This window comes from Brucella sp. BE17, from assembly GCF_039545455.1.
GTDB lineage: Bacteria > Pseudomonadota > Alphaproteobacteria > Rhizobiales > Rhizobiaceae > Brucella.
The window spans coordinates 106,182-123,003 of record NZ_CP154468.1 but is presented as its reverse complement, the minus strand read 5'-3'; the positions used below and the strand labels follow the sequence as shown (position 1 = coordinate 123,003).

Below are 16,822 nucleotides of genomic sequence, written 5' to 3'. Positions count from 1 at the left end.
AGGCAAACGCGACCCGGATGCCGTCAGACCCTTTTCACACAGGCGTCCATGCAAAAGTCGCCCAAATTTTTGTAACAATTTCAGATTGTTCCAAAAACAAGGGCACAATAGTCAGGCAAAAACAATTTGGCTAGTGCTTTGGGCCATCATGCGGCAAAACAACCGCACAAAGGTTTATCTGATTTGACGCGCTCTTATTGGAAAATCATTTCACACCTGTCGGGATGCGCTCTAGCTACCAATATGCCTTGGTGCACCGCGCTGTTTGGCAAGCGCGATCTGCTTTTGCCGTTCGGCGAAGCGGGCGCGGTCTTCCGGCGTGCGCTCGTCAAAGCAACCAGCGCAGGAAATGCCTTCCTCATAGAACTGTGAAAGCTTGTCTTGCGGCGTGATGGGGCGACGGCAGGCATGACAAAGCTCAACATCGCTTTCCACCAGACCATGGCCGACGGCAACCCGCTCATCGAAAACGAAGCACTCGCCGTTCCATAGGCTTTCCTCACGCGGCACATCTTCCAGATATTTGAGAATACCGCCCTTGAGATGAAAAACATCATCAAAGCCAAGGCCCTTTACAAAAGCTGTCGCCTTCTCGCAGCGAATGCCCCCGGTGCAGAACATGGCGATCTTCTTGCCTCCCAGCTTGTCGCGATTGTCCTCGACCCATTGCGGAAATTCGCGAAACGTCTTGGTCTGCGGATCGAGCGCGCCTTCGAATGTGCCAATGGCATATTCGTAATCGTTGCGCGTATCGACGACGACAGTGTTTTCATCGGCGATCAATGCATTCCAGTCCTGCGGCGCAATATAGGTGCCCACACTTTTCAAGGGATCGATGCCCTCGACGCCCATGGTGACGATTTCGCGCTTGAGCCGTACCTTCATGCGGTGAAAGGGCATTTCGCTTGCATGAGAATATTTCAGTTCGGGCGCGCCAAGGCCGGGAATGGCCGTGATGTACTCAACCAGTTTTTCAATCGCAGCCGCCGTTCCGGCAACCGTGCCGTTGATCCCTTCGCCTGCCAGAAGCAGTGTACCCTTGATGCCATTTGTGCAGCAGAGTTTGGCCAGCGGCTCACGCAGGCTTTCATATTGCGGCAGCGGCGCAAAACAATAAAGGGCTGCAACTTTAAACGGTAAATTGCTCATCAGCTTATCTTCTCTGGAATTCCAGCCCTGCACTACCTCCCGCAAACGGCGAATTCAAGTCACGTTTGACATTACACAGTGGCGCTAATCTGAAATTGGTATCACTTTAAAGCGCGCTTTGACCGGATTTCAGAATCAAATCCACCACACTCGCCCCGATCGATGGAAATAGCTTTGAAAGCTCAAAGCTAGACAAACAATGGAAGGCATTCTAAATCGATTATTAATCGTCCCAGCAGTTAAGCCGAAAATTAAGCGAGAGAACATGCCGCAAAAAACAGACCTTCTCGTCCCCGTCCTGCAAGGTCAGCCCGTCATTCCGGTGCTGCTGATCGATCGGGTCGAACACGCCGTTCCTCTCGCCCGTGCCCTGGCCAAGGGCGGATTGCCCGCAATCGAGATCACCTTGCGTACAGATGCGGCCCTTGACGCCATCCGCGCCGTTGCCTCGGAAGTGCCCGAAGCGATTGTCGGGGCGGGCACCATCCTCAATGCAAAGCATTATGAGCAAGCGGCAAAGGCCGGTTCGCGTTTCATCGTCAGCCCCGGCACCACAAGCCAGATCATTGCAGCCGCAAATGACAGCGACGTGCCGCTCCTGCCTGCCGCCATCACGCCAGGCGAAATGCTCACGCTGCGCGAAGAAGGCTACACACATCTCAAATTCTTCCCCGCTGAACAGGCAGGCGGAGCATCTTTCCTCAAAGCGCTTTCCTCGCCTCTGGCCGGAACTTTTTTCTGCCCGACTGGCGGTATCAGCCTGGCCAATGCAAAGACTTATCTCGCACTGCCGAACGTTATTTGCGTTGGTGGCTCGTGGGTCGCACCGAAGGAGCTGGTGGAGAAAGGCGACTGGGACGCCATTACGGCGCTGGCGCAAGGTGCTGCCGGTCTAAAAGGCTGATCAGCTCAAGATCAAAAGAAAAGGGCCTTCGCGGGCCCTTTAATTTTTGCTCTCAATCAAAGCTCAACAAGAAATCGGTCAAAGATCGGTTGGTTTCGAGAATTTTGCCACCGTCAGGAAAGTGACGGCATTGCCCCTGAACTTGTTGGCTTGCTCACTGGGCAGATCGCCCTGCTGGAAGCCTGCCGTATAGACTACGGCGGGGGCCGTACGCATCGCATCATTGCGCAGGTTCGGATTGGTTTCTGGAACGGTTTTGGCAACCGATTCCGCCGACATGGCAATTGCGGCATTATGTACCGTCACCGGCTGCACGACCGGACGCGGCTTCGCTAGAGCCTTGGCAAGCTTGCGTGCGCCTTTGGTGGTGGTGCGCACGCCAGTGTTGGCAGCTTTGCCAACCTTGGCGACCTGCTTCGTTACTGCCGGCTGGACGGGGATTGCATTTGCGGCAGACGCGACCTGTACCGGCGTCGGTTGCTCGGCAACAGCGGCAACCGGCTTGGTGTCATAATCGTCATCATATTTCGGCGTGGCGATCAACTCGCCGATTTCGTCACTCTTGGAAAGCATGGCGATTTCTGTGCTGGCGCGCGGCGCTTCCTGCGGCAGAGGCAAGGCACCCGCCTGACCCGCTATCGGTGCCGAAGCATCTGCATTGTTTGCCGCTAGGACATCATGCTGCTCACTGACGAGCGCCGCGATGGCATCCTGACCGGAAGCAGCCCCGGATTGTCCATCCGGACGTATTGACGGAACCGGCACAAAACCATTCATCAACGCAGAAGGCGCTTGCGTTTCGGCCTCAGCCATAGCGAGCGCTATGGCATCCTGCGGTTTACTTGCCGGAATCGGCACATTCATAGCCACCAGCGCCGCATCTTGAGCGGGTGCGGCATTCTGTGGCTCTACCGCAGGCATCAAAGATTCCAGGTTCGTTTCAGGGCGCGGTGCCTGCATCGGGATCGGAGCATTTCTGGTCGGCAACGCTGCGATCATCGTTTCTTCCGGCTGTACCGGCTGCTGTGGTACTGCGGCAGGTGCTTCTCTCACGGGAGCCGTATTTCGTACCGGACGCGCGCTTCCGCGCACGGCGGTATCGCCATTATCCTCTTCTTCGTCGGCACCACCGCCAAACAGCGCACCGAAGAGCGACTTGCTCTTGCGCTTGGTACTGGAATTGCTGGCCATCAGGATTTCGCCGCCGCTGCCTTTCCGCTTTTCGATCATGGCAAGCGCCTGCTGATAACCCGGTAACGGCTTACCATCGGACGGCAGGTGTGCGGTTTTGCCATCCGGGAACAGGGCCAGCAATTCGCGACGGCTCATACGGGGCCAGGAGCGCACATTACCGACATCCATATGGACGAAAGGAGAGCCGGAGCGCGGATAATAGCCAACGCCGCCGATCTGATAGCGCATGCCGATGCCGCGCAGCTTGGCGAGATTGACGCCGGGAATGAAGAAATCCATGGCACGACCGAGCATATGCTGGCTCTTTTTGGCCACACCGCTCGATTTGCCACGCAGCATCTTGTTGGTTGCGGGGGAACGATATGCCGATACAACCGTTATGTACTGGCTGGAACCTGAGGATTTATAAACCTGCCAGACCAGATCGAACAGACGCGGATCCATCTTGGTCGGCTCGTTGCGGCGCCAGTCGCGCAGAAAAACGTTCAGACGTTTGAGGCCGTCGGGAAGATAGCGGCCATTGCGCTTGAAGGCGATTTCGGCCTTTTCACCGGTATGGACGTAATAAAGCTTCAACGAACGCGTCTCAGCGAAAGCCTGCGCTGGCATGAATGCCAAAGCAAAAGTTGCCGCGACGACTGAAAGCGACAGAGACAGACGGGCTTTCGCACCGAGCCTGACTTTTGCCCAGACATCCGCCAGACACATTTGAATGGTCGATATGCTATTCATCAGATCGTATCGCCTTACCGTTTTATCCGTTCCCACAGGCCGCGTCCAAAACCTTGTCCAGCTCCGATCGAAGACTGGCTACAGCACATGCCATAACCGCTGCGAACACCATTGCGACCGGCTCTTTTGTTAACAAGCCTTCTGCAACTTGCCCTTCGCCTCCATCGACCCATTGTCGGATTGAATGGTTAATAGAGCTTTAGTGAACAACAAATGCGGAAACACCATGGCAAAAAAGACACAACAGTGCATCTATTTTCATTATAGTAAAAAAAATATTAACAGTCTTCAAGAAGCCGCAATTGATCGAGCCAAACAAGAGAACATGCATAAAAGTCTTTATATTCAACAGATTATCGATTTCCAAGTGAATTCATTTTCCGGGAAGGCGAAATTTTCCAAGCCGCATAAGTGTATTCAAGTTCTCTCTATAACGAAGCCACATCAGCGCCATATTCTGAAGCCGTCAGCCATAATCCCATAAACTTTGATTCCGGTCGGGGCGCGTTTCACCATCACGAAAGAGGGCACTTCCACCTTGGCGATCTCGACAAGACATGCGAGAAGAAGCCGACAGGAGAACGCCATGACCCAAGTTTCAACCCCTTTCTCAAATCCCCTTCCGCGTGCTGCCGCCAATGCTGTAGGTGCATCAAAAAAGTCCGATCTTGGCGCTTTGCCGGAATGGAACCTGGCAGATCTCTATCCTTCACCCGAAAGCGCGGAACTGAAGGCAGATCTGGAAAAGGCAGCCCGGGATGCGACTGATTTTGAAAAGCGGTGGAAAGGTCGGCTTGGCGAAGAAGCGGCGAAAGTTGATGGCGGCGCTTTTGCCGATGCGATCCGCGACTATGAAGCCCTGAGCGAACTCATGGGCCGCATCGCCTCTTTTGCAGGGCTTTATTATTATGGTGACACCAGCGACCCCAGGCGCATGAAACTGTACGGCGATGTTCAGCAGAAACTGACTGATGCCAACACGCCGCTTATTTTCTTCAGTCTCGAAATCAACCGCATCGATGATGCAGTTCTCGAAAAGGCAATGAAAGCCAATACCGCCATTGCCCATTACCGGCCATGGCTGGAAGACCTGCGCCTCGACAAGCCTTATGAGCTCGATGACAAGCTGGAACAGCTCTTCCACGAAAAGTCGATCACCGGCTACAGTGCCTGGAACCGTCTTTTTGATGAGACGATGGCGAGCCTGCGCTTTGAGGTCGATGACGAGGAACTGGCCATCGAACAAACGCTCAACCTGTTGCAGGATGCCGATGGTGCTATCCGCAAGAAGGCCTCGCAAGCGCTGGCCAAGACTTTTGGTGAAAATCTGCGCATCTTCACGCTGATCACCAATACGCTGGCCAAGGACAAGGAAATTTCCGACCGCTGGCGCGGTTTTCAGGATATCGCCGACAGCCGGCACCTTGCCAATCGTGTCGAGCGCGAGGTGGTCGATGCGCTGACCAAAGCCGTCGAAGATGCCTATCCGCGCTTGTCACACCGTTATTATGCGCTGAAGGCCAAATGGCTCGGCCTTGAGAAGCTTGAAAACTGGGATCGCAATGCGCCGCTTCCGGAGACGCCGCAGGCGCTGATTTCATGGGACCAGGCGCGCGAAACCGTGCTTTCCGCCTATGGCAATTTCGCGCCTGAAATGGCCGATATTGCACGCGACTTCTTTGACAAGAACTGGATCGACGCTCCGGTCCGCCCCGGCAAGGCACCGGGTGCCTTTGCCCATCCCACAGTGCCCTCGGCGCATCCTTACGTGTTGCTCAACTATATGGGCAAGCCGCGCGATGTGATGACGCTCGCCCATGAACTTGGCCATGGTGTGCATCAGGTTCTGGCTGGGAAGCAGGGCGCGCTCATGGCCGGAACGCCACTGACGCTTGCCGAAACCGCATCGGTCTTCGGCGAGATGCTCACCTTCCGATCCCTGCTTGCGGCCACCAAGGACAAGCGCGAGCGCAAGGCCATGCTGGCGCAAAAGGCCGAAGACATGATCAACACGGTCGTGCGCCAGATCGCATTCTACCAGTTCGAGCGCCGCATCCATAAGGAACGCGGCGAGGGTGAACTGACCGCGGAACGCATCGGTGAAATCTGGATGGATGTGCAGCGCGAAAGCCTTGGCGATGCGGTCAATCTCAATCCGGGCTACGAGACCTTCTGGACCTATATCCCGCACTTCATCCATTCGCCATTTTATGTCTATGCCTATGCCTTCGGCGATTGTCTGGTCAATTCGCTCTACGCCGTTTACCAGAATTCCGAAACTGGCTTTCAGCAGAAATATTTCGATATGCTGAAAGCTGGCGGCACCAAGCACCACAAGGAACTGCTGGCACCGTTTGGCCTTGACGCGACCGATCCGGATTTCTGGCACAGGGGCCTGTCGGTGATCGAAGGCATCATCGACGAACTCGAAGCCATGGAAGACTGAGATATAGTCGTGCCGGTTTCTAAGAGGCCGCTTATTTTGTTTCGGGATGACAAGGCGGGCCGCGATGTTCTTTTCGCGAACCCGTCTTCGATTATCCGCGCGGAAAGTGCCAGCGAATTCGAGTGTGCATGGGAGGCGATGCAGCGCGCACATGAGGCGGGAAAATGGCTTGCAGGCTATTTCGCTTATGAAGCAGGCTATCTTCTTGAACCCAAGCTAGCACCACTCCTACCGGAAAATCGCAGAACCCCGCTGCTGTGCTTTGGCGTTTTCGACGGTCCTTGCGACGAAGCGATTCATCATCACAATGATGACCCGCATACCGTCCTGCACGACCCCGTCGCACAATGGTCATTTGAGGACTATCAGCAACGCTTCGATCGGTTGCACCAGCATTTGCGCGACGGCGACTGCTATCAGGGCAACCTGACCTTCCCTGTTGACGCGCAATGGCAGGGCGATCCGCTGACGCTTTTCAACAAGCTTAGCCAGCGTCAGCCGGTGCGTTATGCCACTTTTTGCGATCTTGGTGGCCCCGTCATCCTGTCGCGCTCGCCAGAACTGTTTTTTGAGATCGGCAGCGATGGCTTTATCGAGACCCATCCGATGAAGGGCACCATGCCGCGCGGGTCATCGCCGCAAGAAGATGAAGAAAACCGGCGCTTCCTGATGAACGACCCGAAAAACCAGGCAGAAAACCGCATGATCGTCGATCTTCTGCGCAACGACATTTCATTGATCAGCGACGTCGGTTCGCTGGATGTACCTGAGCTTTTCAGGGTTGAAACCTATCCCACCGTTCATCAGATGATCAGCCGTGTGCGCGCAAGACTGAAAAGCAATCTGCCGTTGCGGTCAATTTTTGCAGCCCTGTTTCCCTGTGGTTCGATTACCGGCGCACCGAAAATCAGCGCCATGAAAATCCTGCGCGAACTTGAGATTGGCCCCCGCGATATCTATTGTGGATCGCTCGGATGGATCGCCCCGGGCGGGCAAATGCGGTTCAATGTGGCCATTCGCACGATCTCGCTTCTGGATCAAAATCATGCGATCTTCAATGTCGGAGGCGGCGTGGTCTTCGATTCCACAGCGCAAGCGGAGTATGAGGAATGTCTGGTGAAAGCGCGGTTCGCGACGGGGCAGAAGCCAGCGTCAAGCTCGATGAGCAGACCGATCAGGGGCCCGATTATCAACTGATCGAGACCATGCGCTGGGAACCCCTGTCGGGTGTCCTGCGTCTTGATCTGCATATGGCGCGCCTGGAAGGTTCGGCCAACGAGCTCGGCTTCGATTGCGATATGATGGCGATCCGCCAAAAGATCGAAGCGGCAGGCACATCCGATCAGGCCTTGAAACTGCGCCTGACGCTGGCACCCGACGGTTTGAGCGAGATTATCGCCACCCCTTTCGAACCATTACCGCAAAACACTGTCTGGCGCATTGCCATCGCTAGCACTCGCCTCAGACACGACGATCCGCTCTTGCGCCACAAAACCACGCGTCGCCGAGCCTATATTGCGGCGCGGGAGGAATATTCGCTCGCGGAAGTGGATGAAGTCATTCTGCTTAACGAGCGCGATGAACTGTGCGAAGGCACGATCACCTCGATTTTTCTCGATACAGGCGATGCTACCTTCGCCACGCCCGCGCTGTCGTCAGGGCTTCTCGACGGTGTTTTGCGCCGCGAAATCCTCAACAACGGCATTGCCACCGAAACGCCGGTTTCGGTTAAAGACCTGAAAAAAGCACGGACCATTCTGGTTGGCAATTCGTTGCGCGGCATGATCCGCGCAAAACTGATCGACATTGATAAGATTTAAAAGAATCATGCATGTCATAAGCTTGTGACGTTGCTTCCTTTCAATGAACCTGTGTTATGCTTTATCCATAATCAATAGAGCCCATGTGGGCTTCTGAGAGGAAGAAAATGGCGAAAGAGAAGTGGCAAGTCCATGGCGAGATTACCGGCTCCGTCATCATGATCGGCTTTGGGTCGATCGGGCGCGGTACCCTGCCGCTGATCGAGCGCCATTTCAAATTCGAGAAAGCGCGTATGGTCGTGATCGACCCAAGCGAAAAAAACCGCAAGCATCTCGATGACAAGGGCATTCGCTTCCTGAAAGAAGCCATCACCCGCGATAATTACAAAACTATCCTTGGTCCCCTGCTGAAAGAGGGCGAAGGCCAGCCCTTCGTCGTCAATCTGTCCGTGGATACCGGGTCGGTCGACCTGATGCGTTTTGCCCGTGAACAAGGCGCGCTTTATATCGACACCGTGGTCGAGCCATGGCTTGGTTTTTATTTTGATGCCGAGGCCGACAATGCCGCACGCACCAATTACGCCCTGCGCGAAACCGCGCGGGCCGAAAAGCGCAAGAACCCAGACGGCCCGACTGCCGTTTCGTGTTGCGGTGCCAATCCCGGCATGGTGTCGTGGTTCGTGAAAAAGGCGCTAGTCAATCTCGCGAACGAACTCAAGCTCGACTTCATTGAACCCGCAGCGGATGACCGTCAGGGCTGGGCAAAGCTCATGAAGAAAGCTGGCGTCAAGGGCATTCACATTGCCGAACGCGACACGCAGCGCGCCAAAAAGCCCAAACCCTTCAACACGTTCTGGAACACCTGGTCGGTCGAAGGCTTCATTGCTGAAGGCTTGCAGCCTGCGGAACTTGGCTGGGGCAGCCATGAAAAATGGAAGCCCAAGAATGCGCGCAAACAGAAAAAGGGCAACAAAGCAGCGATCTTTCTTGAACAGCCCGGAGGCAATACGCGCATTCGAACATGGTGTCCGACCCATGGCGCGCAATATGGTCTGCTCGTCACCCATAATGAGGCGATTTCGATTGCCGATTTCTTCACGCTGCGCAGCAAGAAGGGCAAACTCGACTATCGCCCGACCTGCAATTACGCCTATCACCCCAGCAATGACGCCATTCTGTCGCTCGACGAGATGTTCGGCAATGGCGGGCGTGCGCAGCCGGTCCAGCATGTGCTGGAAGAAAACGAAATTCTGGATGGCGCAGATGAACTCGGCGTCCTTCTCTACGGTCACGACAGGAACGCTTATTGGTATGGCTCGCAGCTTTCTATTCGCGAAGCGCGCAAACTCGCCCCCTATCAGAATGCCACCGGATTGCAGGTATCGTCCGCAGTCCTTGCCGGTATGGTCTGGGCGCTGGAAAATCCTTTAAGCGGCATCGTCGAAACCGACGAGATCGATTATCGCCGCTGCCTTGAAGTACAGACGCCCTATCTGGGCCCGGTGAAGGGATATTATACCGACTGGACCCCGCTGGAGGGCCGCGGCATACTCTTTGAAGAGGATATCGACCGCAAAGACCCTTGGCAGTTCCGCAATATCCTCGTCGGATAGGCAGGGCGCTATGATGACAAAAGACGACTGAAAACAGGCCTTTGATGTTGCGGCAGTTTCGCAACAATCACGCAATCCTCGCAAAAGGGACTTGTTTTCCTGTAAAATTCAATACATCACAGGGATATCATCCCAGGAGCGATCGGGCTGAAACAGAACTCCGATATCGCTCGACTTTTGTTTTAGAGCATATGTGCCAAAGACCGATGATCTTTCGCTGCAAATGCTTATATGGAGAGCATGGACATGAAACGCTTCCGCATCATTGGCTCCCTTGCCCTCATGTCGCTGGTTTTGGCGGCTTGTGAAACGACCGGCCCGGTAGGCGGCAACTCTCAGTCTGCCATCGGGCGTCCTGGCGGCATTGAAGGCAACTGGTCAGACCCCAACGGCATTATTTCCTCATTCAATGGCGGTTCTTTCCAGACCCGGACCACCGACACCAACGAGCGACTGGCCGAAGGTAGCTACCGCTATCAGTCGCCGCAGCTCGTGGAAATCGACATGCGCTCCATCGTGCGTGGCACATCTTCCAAGGTCAATTGCGCGCTGGTTTCTCCAAGCCAGCTTAACTGCACTTCATCGACCGGCGCCCGTTTTTCACTGACACGTGGCGCTGTCGGTTAAGAAACACCACATAGCTATAATGGCGGCACCGGATACACCGGTGTCGCCTTTTTTATGACAGTGATTGTCAGGATTGTAATTTGGCTTTTTTTCTCTACTTTCAAACTGAATATATGACGGCCAACTGGATAGATGGCAGAAGGTGAATGAGATGAAAAAAGCGCAGAAAAGCCAGACCCAAACGGCGACAGATCAGACAGGCGTCGAAGCGCCGCAATTGCCGAAAGTCGGCGTCCTGCTCGTCAATCTTGGCACGCCAGACGGCACCAGCTACGCGCCGATGCGCCGCTATCTTGCCGAATTCCTCTCCGATCGCCGCGTTATCGAATGGCCGCGCGTCGCATGGTTACCAATCCTTTACGGCATCGTTCTCAACACCCGCCCATCCAAATCCGGCAAGCTTTACGAACGCATCTGGAACCGGGAAAAAAACGAATCGCCGCTGCGCACCTATACCCGCGCGCAAGGCGAAAAGCTGGCAGAAGCCTTGAAGGATCATTCAAACGTCGTCGTCGATTGGGCGATGCGCTACGGCCAGCCTTCCATCGAAACGGTGACCGACCGGCTGTTGCAGGCTGGATGCGAGCGCATCGTCATGTTTCCACTCTATCCGCAATATTCGGCCACCACGACCGCAACGGTGAATGACAAGTTCTTCGAAGTGCTGATGAAGAAGCGCTTCATGCCAGCCGTGCGCACCATCCCCTCCTATGAGAGCGAGCCGGTCTATATCGAGGCCTTGGCCCGCTCGATCGAGAACCATCTGAAAACGCTTTCCTTTGAGCCGGATGTGATCCTCGCTTCTTTCCATGGCATTCCCAAAAGCTATTCGGAAAAGGGCGATCCCTATCGCCAGCAATGTCTGGAGACGGCGCGCCTGTTGCGGGCACGCCTCGGTCTTGATGAAGAAAAATTCCGAACCACTTTTCAGTCCCGCTTCGGCCCGGAGGAATGGTTGCAACCTTATACGGACGAGACCGTGGAAAACCTTGCCAAACAAGGCGTCAAGTCGGTTGCCGTGCTTAATCCGGGTTTTGTCGTCGATTGTCTTGAGACCGTTGATGAGATCGGAAATGAAGCCGCACATGCCTTCCACGAAAATGGCGGCGAGAATTTCAGCCATATTCCTTGCCTCAATGACAGCGAAGACGGTATGAAGGTTATCGAGACGCTGGTGCGGCGCGAATTACAGGGCTGGGTATGAGCCTACAGGACTGAACAGGTCCAGTTCGCGAAATTAAGGACGATACAATGACAGGTTTTGACATAACGCTGCTGATTTTGGCTGCGCTGGTTCTGGCAACACTGTTTGCAGGCATCAAGACGGTGCCGCAGGGCTTTAATTATACAGTTGAGCGTTTCGGACGCTATACGCGAACGCTCAATCCGGGCCTCAACCTGATCATTCCCTTCTTCGATCGCATCGGTGCGCGCCTCAACATGATGGAGCAGGTGCTGGATGTTCCGACACAGGAAGTCATCACCCGCGACAACGCCATTGTCGGTGTCGATGCAGTGGCCTTCTATCAGGTCTTGAACGCCGCTCAGGCCGCGTATCAGGTTTCGAACCTGCAATATGCCGTCCTCAACCTCACCATGACCAATATCCGTACCGTCATGGGGTCAATGGATCTCGACGAACTTCTGTCCAACCGTGACACGATCAATGATCGCCTGCTGCGTGTGGTCGACGAAGCCGCGCATCCATGGGGCCTCAAGATGACACGCGTCGAGATCAAGGATATCAGCCCGCCTGCCGATATCGTTGCCTCCATGGCCCGCCAGATGAAGGCCGAACGCGACAAGCGCGCACAGGTTCTGGAAGCCGAAGGCGACCGCAACGCGCAGATTCTTCGCGCCGAAGGCCAGAAACAGTCACAGATTCTCGAAGCCGAGGGCAAGCTCGAAGCCGCCAAGCGCGAGGCGGAAGCTCGCGAACGGCTGGCGGAGGCGGAAGCCAAGGCCACCACGCTTGTTTCCGATGCGGTTTCCAGCGGCAATGTGCAGGCACTCAACTATTTCGTGGCGCAGAAATATACCGAAGCCCTTGGCAATATCGCCAGCGCCAAGAACCAGAAGGTTGTGCTGATGCCGCTTGAGGCCAGTTCGCTGATTGGTTCGCTCGCCGGTATCGGCGCGATCGCCAAGGAGGTTTTTGGCGATGGTGTCACCCCGGTCGATCCGGCCTCGCCGCCACCCGTTACGCGCGGGCGCAGCGTGCCGACGACAAACCGCAGCTAGGTTAAAGAAAGCAGGGCACCATGATATCGGACTTCCTCTCCGGGCTTGGCCTCTGGAACTGGTTCGTCTTCGGGCTAGCCCTGCTGCTTCTTGAACTTCTGGCGCCGGGCTTCTTTTTCATCTGGTTTGGGCTGGCGGCACTGGTCACCGGCGGCATTGCCCTGCTTCTTGGTTCCATAACCGGCTTCGGATGGCAATTTCAGATCGTCGTGTTTCTGGTTATGGCAGTGATCTTCGTGCTGGCCGGTCGCCGCTTCTTCGGCAGCAATGACCGCCATGACGAGCCGTTCCTCAACCAGCGCGGCGAACAGCTCGTCGGTCAGCGCGCAACACTCGAGGAAGCGCTCGTCAATGGCCGTGGTCGCATCCGCATCAACGATACGATATGGCGCGTAAAAGGACCGGACCTACCAGCCGGTACGCAGGTGCGTGTCGTGAGCTTCGATCCTGTCACGTTGGAAATAGAGGTAGCAGTTTAACTTTCCTGCTCCAGTTCAAAGACATGATGGTGGATATGCCCGTCGAACATGGCGAGCAGACCCTTGGTTGCCTCGCGGCTTTCGTAACGAATGGGCGAGGAAAGCGCCTTTGCCAGAGCATCCCTGCTATCATACTGCGTCCACAGCACCATCGGATAAGGCGGTGCACCCTCATCACGTTCGACAGCGTACAAGACTTTGACGTCCCGGATGCCCGGAAAGGCAAGCCACATCGGCATCAGCGTTTTCGCAACATAATCCTTGAAGGCATCTTCACGACCAGCGTGAATTTGTCCTTCGAAAAAAGCCTGTCTGACAATCATCATGAACTCAGTTGACTGTGGAAGGAGGGGTTTGGCCGGCAAAGAATGCTTGGATATTTTCCAGCACCAGTTCGCCCATGGCAATGCGCGTCTCAACAGTTGCGCTACCCTGATGTGGCATCAAAACCGTGTTGGGTGCGCTCAGGAATTCGTCGCGGATGGTCGGCTCATTGACAAAGACATCAAGCCCCGCGCCTGCGATAACGCCATTTTCAAGGGCATCGAGAAGCGCGTCTTCATCGACAACGCTGCCACGTGAGACGTTGACGAGATAGGCCTTGCTGCCAAGTGCTGCCAGCACATCGGCATTGACGATATTGGCGGTAGAGGGATTGGCGGCGACGCACACTGCCAAAACATCGCTGTTTTTCGCGAGCTCGACCGGCGAAGCATGGGCGATCCAGTCGGTATTTTCAACGGGTGAGCGGTTCCAGTAATGAACCTGCATACCAAAGGCTTCGGCCCGTCTGGCCATTGATCTGCCGATCTGGCCAAGCCCCAGAACACCGATGCGCTTGCCTTTGGGACTGACGCCCAAGCTAAAGGCCTCGCCGCGCGCCCAGCGTCCCTCACGCACAAAGCCGTCACCTGCCGTGACATGGCGCAGGAGATCAAGCATCAATATAATGCCGATATCTGCCACATCATCGCTCAACAGGCCCGGTGTGGTCGTCACATTAACGCCACGATCGCGGGCAAATTCGAGATCGACCTTATCGGTACCAACCCCGTTTATTGCGATAATACCCAGTGCGGGAAGCCGTGCGATCCATTCGTTCGAAAGCCCGCTGCCACCGCCGGTTACCACCGCACGGATTTTGCCGAGCGCTGCTTCAATTTCCGTCTTCTCTTCAGCCCTGTAAAGCCGGTGCACTTTATAACCGGCATCAAGTTTTTCTTCGATCAGCGCCATCATCGGCTCGACGAGCAGGATTTCATGCGTCACGGATAGCTCCAGTCATTTCATATGATATGCGCGTCGGTCAGGAAATCTGACCGATAAAGGCTTTCGTGCGCTCATGCTTGGGATTGCCAAAAAACTCTTCCGGCGGTGCCATTTCCAGAATCTGCCCCTGGTCCATGAAAATTACCCGATCGGCGACCTGACGCGCAAATCCCATTTCATGGGTCACGCACAGCATGGTCATGCCCTCTTTCGCCAGATCGATCATGGTGTCGAGCACCTCCTTGACCATTTCAGGATCAAGGGCCGAAGTCGGTTCATCGAACAGCATGATCTTGGGATTCATGCACAAGGCGCGGGCGATCGCCACGCGCTGCTGCTGGCCACCGGACAGCTGGGCGGGATATTTGTCGGCCTGTTCGGGAATGCGTACGCGCTCAAGATATTGCCGTGCGGTCTTCTCGGCTTCAGCTTTTGCCACACCGCGCACCTTTGTGGGCGCCAATGTGCAGTTTTCAAGCACCGTCATATGCGGAAACAGGTTGAACTGCTGGAAAACCATGCCGGTTTCCTGCCGGACAACATCGACGTTCCTGCCGCCTTTGGTCAGGTCCAGGCCATCGACGACAATCCGCCCTTCCTGAATACTTTCAAGCTGGTTGATGCAGCGGATAAGCGTGGATTTGCCCGATCCGGACGGGCCGCAGATGACGATACGCTCACCCCGCGCCACGGTCAGGTTGATGTTTCGCAGCGCATGATAGGTCCCGTACCACTTGTTGATACCTTCCATGAGCACTGCCGGACCCACTTTGTCCTGCGCCGTCTGGTTCATAACGGAAAACCTGCTTTCGAGAGAATAGTCGTTTTAAAGCCCTATCGCCATGCCCGGCCAAACCGGGCATGGCGCAAATCGAGATTTACTTTGCCTCAGACACAAAATCCGGCAATGGCGAGCCGAGCCATTTTTCGTGGATCTTGTTGAGTTCGCCGTCGCCCTTGGCCTTTTCGATGAATTTGTTGACAAATTCGAGCATCTCGGTCGAACCCTTCTTTACCGCAATACCCTGTACCTGCTGGCTCAGCTGCATTTTCTGCTCGTAGCGGCCAGGGGCTGCCTTTTCGATTTCTGCGGCCACGACGTTGGAAAGTCCGATCAGTTCCACCTGATTGGAGAGCAGTGCCTGTACGGCGCTGGCATCGTCATCGAAACGCCGGATGGTGGCGTCCTTTGGAGCAGCTGCGGTAACGGCCGTATCCTGCGTGGATGCACGCGCCACGCCAATCGTCTTACCCGAAAGGTCTTCGGGCTTCGTGACGGCCGCGTCTTTCGGTCCGAAGACGCCAATTGAAATACCCGCATAAGGCTGCGAGAAATCTACGCTCTTCGCGCGTTCCTCTGTGATACCAAGCGAAGCAACCAGCACATCGACCTGTCCGCTCTGCAGATAGGGAATACGGTTCGGTCCGGTGACGGGAACGATCTGTGCCTTAACATCCAGTTCCTTGGCCAGCAGTTTAGCAACGTCCGCGTCATAGCCGTCCGGCTCGTTGCTGGTGTTTATGATGCCGAAAGGCGGAAAATCGACCAGCATGCCGATCTTGATCGCGCCAGCCGATTTGATGCCTTCCACGCTCTGGGCAAAGGCCGACGGCACCACGGCGGTTGCAAGCGCGCCTGCCCCGATGAGGATCATTGCCATTCGTCTGGTGTAATTCATGTTATTTCCTTCCCTGTGTGTGGCCGGTCTCCTCGCCGGCACGTGGTGTGTTTATGCTTTTGATGTTAGCGTGCGGTTGAACGCGAAAACCGTGTTTCCATACGCCGCGCCAGAATGGACAATGGCCAGCACAAAATAAAATAGAGCGCGGCCACCGTGCCGAACACCATGAACGGACTGAAGGTCGCATTGTTGATGATCTGGCCCTGTCGGGTCAGTTCGGTAAAGCCGATGATCGCGGCAAGCGAGGTTCCCTTGATGAGCTGCACCAGGAAGCCAACTGTCGGCGCGACCGAAATGCGGGCGGCCTGTGGCAGGATCACGTAGCGCATCCGGTTGAAATATCGCAGACCCAGAGCCGTTGCTGCTTCACGCTGGCCAGGGGGCACCGCATCGATGCAGCCGCGCCAAATCTCGCCCAGAAAAGCGCTTGCATGCAAGGTCAGCGCGATGCTCGCTGCAACCCAAGGATTAACGCCAAAGCCAAAAATATTGAGGCCGAAGAACACCAGAAACAGCTGCATCAAAAGCGGCGTGCCCTGAAACAGCCGGATAAAGCCCAGCGCAATATAGCGGATTATCTTATTGTCCGACACCCGCAACAGCGCCACCAGAAGCCCGCCGACACCGCCGCCTGCAAAAGCGATCACCGACAACGCTATGGTCCACTGCGCCGCATAAAGGATGATGAGAAATTCGTTCCAGCCGAAAGGTCTGATCATGATCGGC

Annotated in this window: 15 protein-coding genes and 1 pseudogene; 9 read left to right on the top strand and 7 right to left on the bottom strand. The window is 55.5% G+C overall.

The annotated features are described in order from the left end of the window. Positions 1-231: 231 nt before the first annotated feature. The gene (locus AAIB41_RS12025; protein WP_343315526.1) at positions 232-1,149 is read right to left on the bottom strand and encodes a rhodanese-related sulfurtransferase; all 918 of its coding nucleotides are present in this window, start codon (positions 1,147-1,149) and stop codon (positions 232-234) included. Between the two features lie 265 nt (positions 1,150-1,414). Between AAIB41_RS12025 and AAIB41_RS12020 the strand changes: the two genes are divergently transcribed. Continuing rightward, positions 1,415-2,053 (top strand): 2-dehydro-3-deoxy-phosphogluconate aldolase, encoded by a 639-nt coding sequence (locus tag AAIB41_RS12020; RefSeq protein ID WP_343315525.1) that lies wholly within the window; start codon positions 1,415-1,417, stop codon positions 2,051-2,053. A gap of 78 nt (positions 2,054-2,131) precedes the next feature. Here AAIB41_RS12020 and AAIB41_RS12015 read toward each other — a convergent pair whose 3' ends face one another. After that, positions 2,132-3,856 carry a DUF882 domain-containing protein gene (locus AAIB41_RS12015; RefSeq protein ID WP_343316134.1) on the bottom strand — a complete coding sequence of 575 codons (1,725 nt, stop codon included), beginning with the start codon at positions 3,854-3,856 and terminating at the stop codon, positions 2,132-2,134. Between the two features lie 709 nt (positions 3,857-4,565). Between AAIB41_RS12015 and AAIB41_RS12010 the strand changes: the two genes are divergently transcribed. From AAIB41_RS12010 to AAIB41_RS11975, 8 genes and pseudogenes are all read left to right on the top strand, one after another. After that, positions 4,566-6,425 carry a M3 family oligoendopeptidase gene (locus tag AAIB41_RS12010; RefSeq protein WP_343315524.1) on the top strand — a complete coding sequence of 620 codons (1,860 nt, stop codon included), beginning with the start codon at positions 4,566-4,568 and terminating at the stop codon, positions 6,423-6,425. A gap of 9 nt (positions 6,426-6,434) precedes the next feature. Then, positions 6,435-7,622, top strand: a complete 1,188-nt coding sequence (locus AAIB41_RS12005; RefSeq protein WP_343315522.1) for an aminodeoxychorismate synthase component I — start codon at positions 6,435-6,437, stop codon at positions 7,620-7,622. Beyond that, positions 7,535-8,245 (top strand): aminotransferase class IV family protein, encoded by a 711-nt coding sequence (locus AAIB41_RS12000; protein WP_343315521.1) that lies wholly within the window; start codon positions 7,535-7,537, stop codon positions 8,243-8,245. Before AAIB41_RS12005 ends, AAIB41_RS12000 begins: the two co-directional genes overlap by 88 nt. A gap of 107 nt (positions 8,246-8,352) precedes the next feature. Next, positions 8,353-9,798, top strand: a complete 1,446-nt coding sequence (locus AAIB41_RS11995) for a homospermidine synthase (RefSeq protein ID WP_343315520.1) — start codon at positions 8,353-8,355, stop codon at positions 9,796-9,798. A gap of 246 nt (positions 9,799-10,044) precedes the next feature. Continuing rightward, a complete protein-coding gene (omp10, locus tag AAIB41_RS11990; protein WP_343315519.1) occupies positions 10,045-10,425 on the top strand; it encodes an outer membrane lipoprotein Omp10 in 381 nt (126 codons plus the stop codon). A gap of 214 nt (positions 10,426-10,639) precedes the next feature. Further along, a pseudogene (hemH, locus tag AAIB41_RS11985) lies at positions 10,640-11,629 on the top strand (ferrochelatase); the annotation flags it as partial. A gap of 47 nt (positions 11,630-11,676) precedes the next feature. Next, positions 11,677-12,666: an SPFH domain-containing protein gene (locus tag AAIB41_RS11980; RefSeq protein ID WP_343315518.1), complete on the top strand. Its 990-nt coding sequence runs from the start codon at positions 11,677-11,679 to the stop codon at positions 12,664-12,666. A 20-nt stretch (positions 12,667-12,686) separates the two neighbouring features. Further along, complete coding sequence (locus AAIB41_RS11975) at positions 12,687-13,145, top strand: NfeD family protein (protein WP_343315517.1); 459 nt, start codon at positions 12,687-12,689, stop codon at positions 13,143-13,145. Here the strand turns inward: AAIB41_RS11975 and AAIB41_RS11970 are convergent. From AAIB41_RS11970 to AAIB41_RS11950, 5 genes are all read right to left on the bottom strand, one after another. After that, complete coding sequence (locus tag AAIB41_RS11970; protein ID WP_343316133.1) at positions 13,142-13,468, bottom strand: hypothetical protein; 327 nt, start codon at positions 13,466-13,468, stop codon at positions 13,142-13,144. The two genes, AAIB41_RS11975 and AAIB41_RS11970, sit on opposite strands and share 4 nt — an antisense overlap. 7 nt (positions 13,469-13,475) lie before the next feature. Further along, on the bottom strand, positions 13,476-14,384 hold the full coding sequence (locus tag AAIB41_RS11965; RefSeq protein WP_343316132.1) for a 2-hydroxyacid dehydrogenase: 909 nt from the start codon (positions 14,382-14,384) through the stop codon (positions 13,476-13,478). Between the two features lie 67 nt (positions 14,385-14,451). Beyond that, positions 14,452-15,207, bottom strand: coding sequence for an amino acid ABC transporter ATP-binding protein (locus AAIB41_RS11960; RefSeq protein ID WP_343315516.1), 756 nt, complete (start codon positions 15,205-15,207; stop codon positions 14,452-14,454). Positions 15,208-15,292: 85 nt separating this feature from the next. Beyond that, on the bottom strand, positions 15,293-16,093 hold the full coding sequence (locus AAIB41_RS11955; RefSeq protein ID WP_343315515.1) for a transporter substrate-binding domain-containing protein: 801 nt from the start codon (positions 16,091-16,093) through the stop codon (positions 15,293-15,295). Positions 16,094-16,158: 65 nt separating this feature from the next. Beyond that, positions 16,159-16,815, bottom strand: coding sequence for an amino acid ABC transporter permease (locus AAIB41_RS11950; protein ID WP_343315514.1), 657 nt, complete (start codon positions 16,813-16,815; stop codon positions 16,159-16,161). Positions 16,816-16,822: the final 7 nt, after the last annotated feature.

Bases quoted from the DNA above. Each gene is read 5' to 3' on its own strand.
- AAIB41_RS11950 (WP_343315514.1), bottom strand. From the start codon at position 16,815: ATGATCAGACCTTTCGGCTGGAACGAATTTCTCATCATCCTTTATGCG.
- AAIB41_RS12020 (WP_343315525.1), top strand. From the start codon at position 1,415: ATGCCGCAAAAAACAGACCTTCTCGTCCCCGTCCTGCAAGGTCAGCCC.
- AAIB41_RS12010 (WP_343315524.1), top strand. From the start codon at position 4,566: ATGACCCAAGTTTCAACCCCTTTCTCAAATCCCCTTCCGCGTGCTGCC.
- AAIB41_RS12015 (WP_343316134.1), bottom strand. From the start codon at position 3,856: ATGCCAGCGCAGGCTTTCGCTGAGACGCGTTCGTTGAAGCTTTATTAC.
- AAIB41_RS12000 (WP_343315521.1), top strand. From the start codon at position 7,535: ATGTCTGGTGAAAGCGCGGTTCGCGACGGGGCAGAAGCCAGCGTCAAG.
- AAIB41_RS11965 (WP_343316132.1), bottom strand. From the start codon at position 14,384: ATGATGGCGCTGATCGAAGAAAAACTTGATGCCGGTTATAAAGTGCAC.
- AAIB41_RS12025 (WP_343315526.1), bottom strand. From the start codon at position 1,149: ATGAGCAATTTACCGTTTAAAGTTGCAGCCCTTTATTGTTTTGCGCCG.
- AAIB41_RS11955 (WP_343315515.1), bottom strand. From the start codon at position 16,093: ATGAATTACACCAGACGAATGGCAATGATCCTCATCGGGGCAGGCGCG.
- AAIB41_RS11995 (WP_343315520.1), top strand. From the start codon at position 8,353: ATGGCGAAAGAGAAGTGGCAAGTCCATGGCGAGATTACCGGCTCCGTC.
- omp10 (WP_343315519.1), top strand. From the start codon at position 10,045: ATGAAACGCTTCCGCATCATTGGCTCCCTTGCCCTCATGTCGCTGGTT.
- AAIB41_RS11970 (WP_343316133.1), bottom strand. From the start codon at position 13,468: ATGATTGTCAGACAGGCTTTTTTCGAAGGACAAATTCACGCTGGTCGT.
- AAIB41_RS11960 (WP_343315516.1), bottom strand. From the start codon at position 15,207: ATGAACCAGACGGCGCAGGACAAAGTGGGTCCGGCAGTGCTCATGGAA.
- AAIB41_RS11975 (WP_343315517.1), top strand. From the start codon at position 12,687: ATGATATCGGACTTCCTCTCCGGGCTTGGCCTCTGGAACTGGTTCGTC.
- AAIB41_RS11980 (WP_343315518.1), top strand. From the start codon at position 11,677: ATGACAGGTTTTGACATAACGCTGCTGATTTTGGCTGCGCTGGTTCTG.